The sequence below is a fragment of the Burkholderia sp. Ac-20379 genome, from assembly GCF_017104645.1.
In the GTDB taxonomy this organism is placed as follows: Bacteria; Pseudomonadota; Gammaproteobacteria; order Burkholderiales; family Burkholderiaceae; genus Burkholderia.
The window spans coordinates 1-7,061 of sequence record NZ_JAAGPF010000357.1 but is presented as its reverse complement, the minus strand read 5'-3'; the positions used below and the strand labels follow the sequence as shown (position 1 = coordinate 7,061).

Genomic DNA, 7,061 nt, shown 5'->3' with positions numbered 1-7,061 from the left:
GACGCCACCGGCGCATCGGCCGGCGACAGCGGCGCTGGCCTGGCCGCCGAACCGTCGCCGCTGCCGTTCGGCGGCACGCCCGGCACGCTGCCGGCGCACGCCGCGCACGACGACCAGCCGCTCGGCTTCGCGCTCGGCCAGGTGCACGGCATCTACGTGCTGGCGCAGAACGCGCAGGGGCTCGTGATCGTCGACATGCACGCGGCCCACGAACGGATCCTCTACGAGCAGTTCAAGAACGCGCTGACCGACAAGGCGGTCGCCGTGCAGCCGCTGCTGCTGCCGGTGTCGATGACGGCCACGCCGGTGGAAATCGGCGTGGTGGAAGAAGAGCGCGAAACGCTCGACGCGCTCGGCTTCGACCTGGCCGTGCTGTCGCCCACCACGCTCGCGATCCGCGCGGTGCCGGCGCTGCTCAAGGATGCCGATCTGCAGACGCTCGCGCGCGCCGTGCTGGCCGATCTGCACGCGTTCGGCGGCTCGCGCGTGCTGACCGAGCGCCAGCACGAACTGCTCGGCACGCTGGCCTGCCACCACGCGGTGCGCGCCAACCGCCGCCTCACGCTCGACGAGATGAACGCGCTGCTGCGCCAGATGGAAGCCACCGAACGCGCCGATCAGTGCAATCACGGCCGCCCGACCTGGTATCAGCTGACGCTCGGCGATCTCGACCGCCTGTTCATGCGCGGTCAATGAGCGCGCCGCACCGCCCCGGCGCCGCCGCGCGCCTGCCGGGCGTCGCCCCGGCCGCGCTGCGGGCGGCCCATCACGCGGCGTTCGGCCATCTGCTCGATGCACTGACGGCCATCACGGTGCTGTGCGCGGTTGCGGCGTTCGCGTTCCTGAGCCGCGTGCGGGTGGACGATGCGCCGGTGGGCGATGCCCGCTCCGCCACGCCGATGCCGTAACGCGGCTGCCCCGGCGGCCACGTCCGCACCGCCGAAACCTGCCGGGCCGGGCCGATTGGAATCCGGCTTGGCAGGCGGCGGTATTTTTCTTTATCATGGCACCTGCATCCAGAGTCGGGTTTCCCGACGCCAACCTGCCTCCCCGGGCAAGGTGGACGCCATCAGGCGATGCGGCCGATAGTCGGCAACGAAGCGGGAGCGGCATGGCCGGCACCGGTTCGAACTACCTCTTTACCGGAGCTTGCATGCAGCAGTCTTCCCGCCTTTCTCCCGTGGCAGAACTGATCGCCGATTCCTCCCTGTGTCTGCCCGGCTTCAAGCTGACACACCGTTTCCATATCGTTTCCCTCGCCCACAGCGACGCTGCCGCACGCGTGACCGCGTATCTGGCCGAGCAAGGCGCGCGCGCCGACAGCGCGCCGCTGCTGCGCTGCCGCCAATTGCTGACGCAGACGCTGGTGCTCGACGGCATCGGTGAACGCCGCGCCCGCGCGCTGCGCGAGCAACTGCTCGCACTCGGCGGCGTGCAAAGGATTCGTCTGGAACATTGTTTCGTGCGCGACGACGCGCCGGCCGACGACGACGCCGAGATCGGCAGCCCGGTCGGCGCGACGGCCGCCTGACCTGACGCTACGCGCCGCCGCCTGACGCGGCAATCGCCGCGCGGGCCTTCAGGCCGCGCCGCCCTTCTCCGCCGCGTCCGGCTCGATCGGCTCCACCGTCACCCCGACCGTCAGCACCTGATCGGCGCCGCCGCCGCGAATCACGCCGCGCAACGGCGTGACGTCGGCGTAATCGCGGCCGACCGACAACATCACGTAGTCGTTGCCCGGCGCGCGATCGTTGGTCGGATCGAGCTGCAGCCAGCCGCCGTCTTCCGGCCAGGCCGGATCGTAGACTTCCACCCATGCATGCGAGGCGTCCGCGCCGATCAGGCGCGGCTGCCCCGGCGGCGGCTGAGTCAGCAGATAGCCGCTGACGTAACGCGCGGCCAGCCCGAGCGAGCGCATCGCCCCGATCATGACGTGCGCGAAATCCTGACAGACGCCCTTGCGCAAGGCCAGCGCGGCCAGCGCCGTGGTGTTCACGTCGGTGCTGTTCGGCGTGTAGGCGAACTCGGCGTGAATGCGGCGCATCAGATCCCATGCGGCCTGCACGAGCGGCCGGCCGGCCGTGAAGCTGCGGGCCGCGTAGGCGGCCAGATCGGGATGGCAGGCCACGTGCTGCGACGGAAACACGAATTCGCTGGCGGCGTCGTACGGATGGCCGGCGCGATAGGTCAGCCGCTCGCGCACCGCTTCCCAAGGCGTGGCCGTGCCCGGCGCGGGCGCGGCGATCGACACCGGCGGCTCGCCGCGCTTGCCGGCCGACAGCTTCGGCGGCGTCACGCGCACCACGCTCCGGCTGCGCACGAACAGCTCCTCATGCGGCTGGTTCAGCGCGAACGAGGTGCGCTGGTTGCCGAACGCGTCGATCTCGACGCCCACGCCCTCGGGCAGCGGCTCGATCGCGAGCGCGAAATCGATCAGTTGCTGGCGCGGCAGATCGAGCGGGCGCAAGCGCGCCTGATGCTGAGCCGATTCGACGCGCGCCGCGTAGCGGTAGCGCGTGTCGTGCGTGACACGCAGCGTGCGCGGCTCGGTGGCGGACACGGCCGGAGCGGCCGGCGTGGCTGGCGTGGCGGCAACCACGGCCGCCGCCGCACCGCCCGCGCCGGCCTTTTTCGGCGGCTCCGCTGCTTGCCCCGCCGCGCCTTCGGCCGCGCGCCCCGCGCGCTTGGCGGCCTCGGTAGCTTTCCCGCTCATCCCCATAGCGACCTGCCCGATTCCCTCACGTGACTGAAATACCGCTCGCCGATCCGGTTCGACAGCTCCCACGCAGCGCGGCCGGTGGCTTGGAGCCGCTCCAGCAGCACCGCGTGGCGGCCGTCCTCGTCGGTTTCGCAGAGCGCGTGCAACGACCAGCTGCCGATATCGGGCATGGTCTCGGTCAACTCCGACAGCGCGTAGCCCTCGCCGTGCTCGACCTTGGTCAGCCGGCCCTGCATCTTCTGCACGACCCAGGCCAGCGAGCGCGGGTTGTCGCCGTCGAGCACCACCAGCGACAGCAGCGGCGCGACGTCGAAACAGCGCTGGAACTGCGAGCGGAACGTGATGGTGCTGTCGAACAGTTCGAGCACCAGCTCGAAGCCGTCCTGCTTGGTGACGGCGCCGTCCTCGAACGCGAAGCGCAGCACGCTCGACAGGAAATCGACGCGGTCGATCTGCCGGCCGATCGACAGCAGCCGCCAGCCGTCGTCGCGCGTCATGTTGTCGGTCTGCGCGCCGGTGATGGCGGTCAGCAGCAGGTTCAGGCGGTCGAGCATGTGCAGCGCGGCGTTGCCGAGCTGTTCCTCCGGCTCGTCCTCGCCGCCGCTGCCCGGCTCGTCGAACAATTGCGTGGCGTCGTCGATCAGGCGCCATTGATCGCGCGACAGCCGTTCGCGGATCGCGGCGGCCGCGCCGCGCATGCCGAGCACGCAGGCAGCGATGCCCGAGCCGCGATCGGCGCGGCGCGACAGCGTGCGCGCCAGCGCCTGCTGAAAATCGCGCGGCGACGCGGCGGCCGATTGCGTCTCGGCCGGAATCAGGCCGTTCTCACGGCACAGCGCGTCGAGCAGTTCGAGGTGGGCCGGGCTGTCGACGTCGTCCTCGCCGCGCAGCCGCTCGAACGCGGCGCGCGCGAGGCGGATCAGGTTGACGGCGCGCTCGGTGTAGCGGCCGAGCCAGAACAGGTTTTCGGCGGCGCGGCTCGAGATCGTGCGCGGCCGCGCGATCAGATCGTCGGGGCCGAGATGCGTCTGCAGCATCGTGGTCGGATCGATCGCGCCTTCGGTGATCACCCAGGTGTCGACGCTGCTGCCGCCGCGCGGCATCGGCGCATTGAACAGCTCGTCGCGGGTGCCCACGCGCGACAGCCCGCCCGGCAGCACGCGCCACGAACCGGCCCCGTCGGCCAGCGCGAACACGCGCAGCAGCAGCGGCTTGGGCACGATCCGCGCGCCGCCTTCGTAGGCGTGCGTGCTGCTCGGCCAGGTGGGCGCCTGCGACGGCGGAAAATCGGACTGCACGACGTAATGCGCCGGATTGGCGAGAATCCGCGCGCGCCATTCGGCCAGTTGCTGCGAGGTCAGCCGCGCCCCGAGCACCGGATCGAAGCGGCCGCCCGCCTGCGCGCTCGGCGGATAGGCGGGCTTGATGATGGCGCGCGCGAGCTGCGGCAGCGCATCGGCGCAGGCCGCGGCCTCGCCGCACCACCAGGTGGGCAGCGCCGGCAGCGCCAGCGGCTCGCCCAGCACCTGTTCGGCGAGCTTCGGCAGGAACCCGAGCACGCCCGGCGATTCGAGGAACGCCGAGCCGGGCGCGTTGGCCAGCAGCACGTTGCCGGCCCGCACCGCCTGCAGCAGGCCCGGCACGCCGAGCATCGAATCGGGACGCAGTTCGAGCGGGTCGAGCCATTCGTCGTCGACGCGGCGCAGGATGCCGTGCACCGGCTCCAGCCCGCTCAGCGTCTTCAGATAGACGTGGTTGTCGCGCGCGGTCAGGTCGCCGCCCTCCACCAGCGTCAGGCCCAGATAGCGCGCCAGGTAGGCATGCTCGAAATAGGTCGGCGCATGGCGGCCCGGCGTCAGCAGCACGATCCGCGAATTCTTCTTGGCCGGGCTCATGTCCTGCATGCTGTGCAGCAGCGCGCGGTAGCTGGCCGCCAGCCGCTGCACGCGCAGGCCGCGGAACGCGCGCGGGAACAGGCGCGAGACGATCACGCGGTTTTCGAGCAGATAGCCGAGCCCGGTCGGCCCCTGCGTGTGCTGCGCGACGAGCCGCCACTGGCCGTCCGGCCCGCGCATCAGGTCGAACGCGGCCAGGTGCAGCCACATGCCGCCCGCCACGGCCGCGCCGCGCATCGGCCGCAGATAGCCGGGGTGGCCCGTGACCAGCGCCGGCGGCAGCAGCCCCTGTTCGAGCAGGCGCTGCTCGCCGTAGACGTCGGCCATCACCGCGTTGAGCAGCCGCATGCGCTGCAGCACGCCGTGTTCGATCTGGGTCCAGTCGTCGGGCGCGACGATCATCGGCAGCAGGTCGAGCGACCAGGGCCGCCCGGCACTGCTGCCGGCGTTGGGATCGTGCAGTTGATAGGCGAGCCCGTTCTCGCGCATGCGGCGTTCGAGCGCCTCGGCGCGGCGGTCGAGGTCGGCGAAGCCGACGCTGCCGAGCTGCGTGAAGAATTCGCGCCAGACCGGCGCGAGCGCGGCCGTCTGCAACGCGGCGGTGCCTCCGCGCAACTCGTCGTAGCGGCCTGTCACCGCCGGGGCAGCCAGCGCCGCGCCGAGTTCGGCGGCGTCCTGGATCGATCCCGTGTCGAAGAGCGTATGCATGGCGTCGTCGGCGGTCAGATCGTCGGTAATTTGGGAAAGCACGGTGTTCGTTTCGTCAGCCTGGGGCGGTTCGCCAAGTCGGCCGCGGACCCCTCGTCCACGGCATGCGCCGCCCTTCGAGCCGGAATCCTATCATCCCCGCAAGTCGATGCCGACCGGGACGGCGCAATCGCGCCGGCCCGGCCGGATCGCCCCGGCCTCAGTCGCGCCGCAGGTCCAGCGTGAACGGGAATTCGCGGCTCGGCGCGGCCGGCGCGACGTCCATCCGGCCCGGCGTGTGGCCGATCGACACGAAGCGCGCGAGCCGCCGGCTTTCCGCCTCGTAGGCATTGACCGGGAACGTCGCGTAGTTGCGCCCGCCCGGGTGCGCGACGTGATAGCGGCAGCCGCCCAGCGAACGGTGCATCCAGGTATCGACGATGTCGAACGTCAGCGGTGCATGCACGCCGAGCGTCGGATGCAGCGCCGACGGCGGCGCCCACGCCTTGTAGCGCACCCCGGCCACGAACTCGCCGGCCGTGCCGGTGGGCTGCAGCGGCAGCGCGCGGCCGTTCACCGTCACCACGTGGCGGTTGTCGTTCAGGCCGCTGACATGCACCTCGAGCCGCTCGAGCGACGAATCCACATAGCGCACCGTGCCGCCCGCCGCGCCCTCCTCGCCCATCACGTGCCACGGCTCCAGCGCGCCGCGCAGGCTCAGTTCGATGCCCTTCACCGCCACCTGCCCGAACAGCGGGAAGCGGAACTCGAAGTGCGGCGCGAACCAGGCCGCGTCGAACGGGAAGCCGGCCTCGCGCACCTCGGTCATCACATCGTCGAAGTCCATCTTGATGAAGGACGGCAACATGAAGCGGTCGTGCAGCGCGGTGCCCCAGCGCGTGAGCGGCGTGCGGTACGGCGTGTTCCAGAAGCGCGCGATCAGCGCGCGCAGCAGCAGTTGCTGCACGAGGCTCATCCGCGCGTGCGGCGGCATTTCGAACGCGCGCAGTTCGAGCAGGCCGAGGCGGCCCGTCGACGAATCGGGCGAATAGAGCTTGTCGATGCAGAACTCGGAGCGGTGCGTGTTGCCCGACACGTCGATCAGCAGGTTGCGCAGCACGCGGTCCACCAGCCACGGCGGCATGTCCTGGCCGAACAGCAGCTTGTTGCGCTCGATCTCCTTGAACGCGATGTCGAGCTCGTAGACCTGGTCGTTGCGCGCTTCGTCGACGCGCGGCGCCTGGCTGGTCGGCCCGATGAACAGGCCCGAGAACAGATACGACAGCGACGGATGGTTGTGCCAGTAGGCGATCAGGCTGGCCAGCAGATCCGGGCGGCGCAGGAACGGGCTGTCGGCCGGCGTGGCGCCGCCGAGCACGAAGTGATTGCCGCCGCCGGTGCCCACGTGGCGGCCGTCGATCATGAACTTCTCCGACGACAGGCGCGTGCGCCAGGCCGCGTCGTAGAGGAATTCGGTCTGCTGCACCAGTTGGCGGAAATCGTGCGCCGGGTGGATGTTCACCTCGATCACGCCCGGATCGGGCGTCACGGCCAGCACCGTCAGGCGCGCGTCGCGCGGCGGCGGATAGCCTTCGAGGATCAGCTTCACGCCGAGCGCGCGCGCCGTCAGCTCGACCGCGCCGAGCAGGTCGAGATAATCCTCGAGCTCGGCCAGCGGCGGCATGAACAGATAGAGCACGCCCTGGCGCACTTCGGCGCACAGCGCGGTGCGCGTGATCCCGCTGGCCGATTCGAAACGA

General features: G+C 71.0%; 5 protein-coding genes, 1 pseudogene and 1 riboswitch. Of the genes and pseudogenes, 3 read left to right on the top strand and 3 right to left on the bottom strand.

Annotation, left to right across the window (positions count from 1 at the left end; translation table 11 throughout):
* From mutL to G3N92_RS28770, 3 genes and pseudogenes are all read left to right on the top strand, one after another.
* Positions 1–696, top strand: a pseudogene (gene mutL, locus G3N92_RS28780) (DNA mismatch repair protein MutL); the annotation flags it as partial.
* Positions 693–908: a hypothetical protein gene (locus tag G3N92_RS28775; protein ID WP_241015079.1), complete on the top strand. Its 216-nt coding sequence runs from the start codon at positions 693–695 to the stop codon at positions 906–908. The pseudogene mutL and the gene G3N92_RS28775, both read left to right, overlap by 4 nt.
* 99 nt (positions 909–1,007) lie before the next feature.
* Positions 1,008–1,110, top strand: a riboswitch (SAM-I-IV-variant riboswitch).
* 1 nt (position 1,111) lies between these two features.
* On the top strand, positions 1,112–1,531 hold the full coding sequence (locus G3N92_RS28770) for a hypothetical protein (protein ID WP_206130970.1): 420 nt from the start codon (positions 1,112–1,114) through the stop codon (positions 1,529–1,531).
* 48 nt (positions 1,532–1,579) lie between these two features.
* On the opposite strand, the gene G3N92_RS28765 is transcribed toward G3N92_RS28770, so the two are convergent.
* The 3 genes from G3N92_RS28765 to G3N92_RS28755 form a co-directional block, all read right to left on the bottom strand.
* Positions 1,580–2,713, bottom strand: coding sequence for a transglutaminase family protein (locus G3N92_RS28765; RefSeq protein WP_241015078.1), 1,134 nt, complete (start codon positions 2,711–2,713; stop codon positions 1,580–1,582).
* Positions 2,710–5,322 (bottom strand): circularly permuted type 2 ATP-grasp protein, encoded by a 2,613-nt coding sequence (locus G3N92_RS28760; protein ID WP_241015080.1) that lies wholly within the window; start codon positions 5,320–5,322, stop codon positions 2,710–2,712. The genes G3N92_RS28765 and G3N92_RS28760 overlap by 4 nt, the downstream gene beginning before the upstream one ends.
* Before the next feature lie 199 nt (positions 5,323–5,521).
* Positions 5,522–7,061, bottom strand: a 1,540-nt coding sequence (locus G3N92_RS28755) for a transglutaminase family protein (RefSeq protein ID WP_206130968.1), incomplete at its 5' end; no start/stop codon positions are given.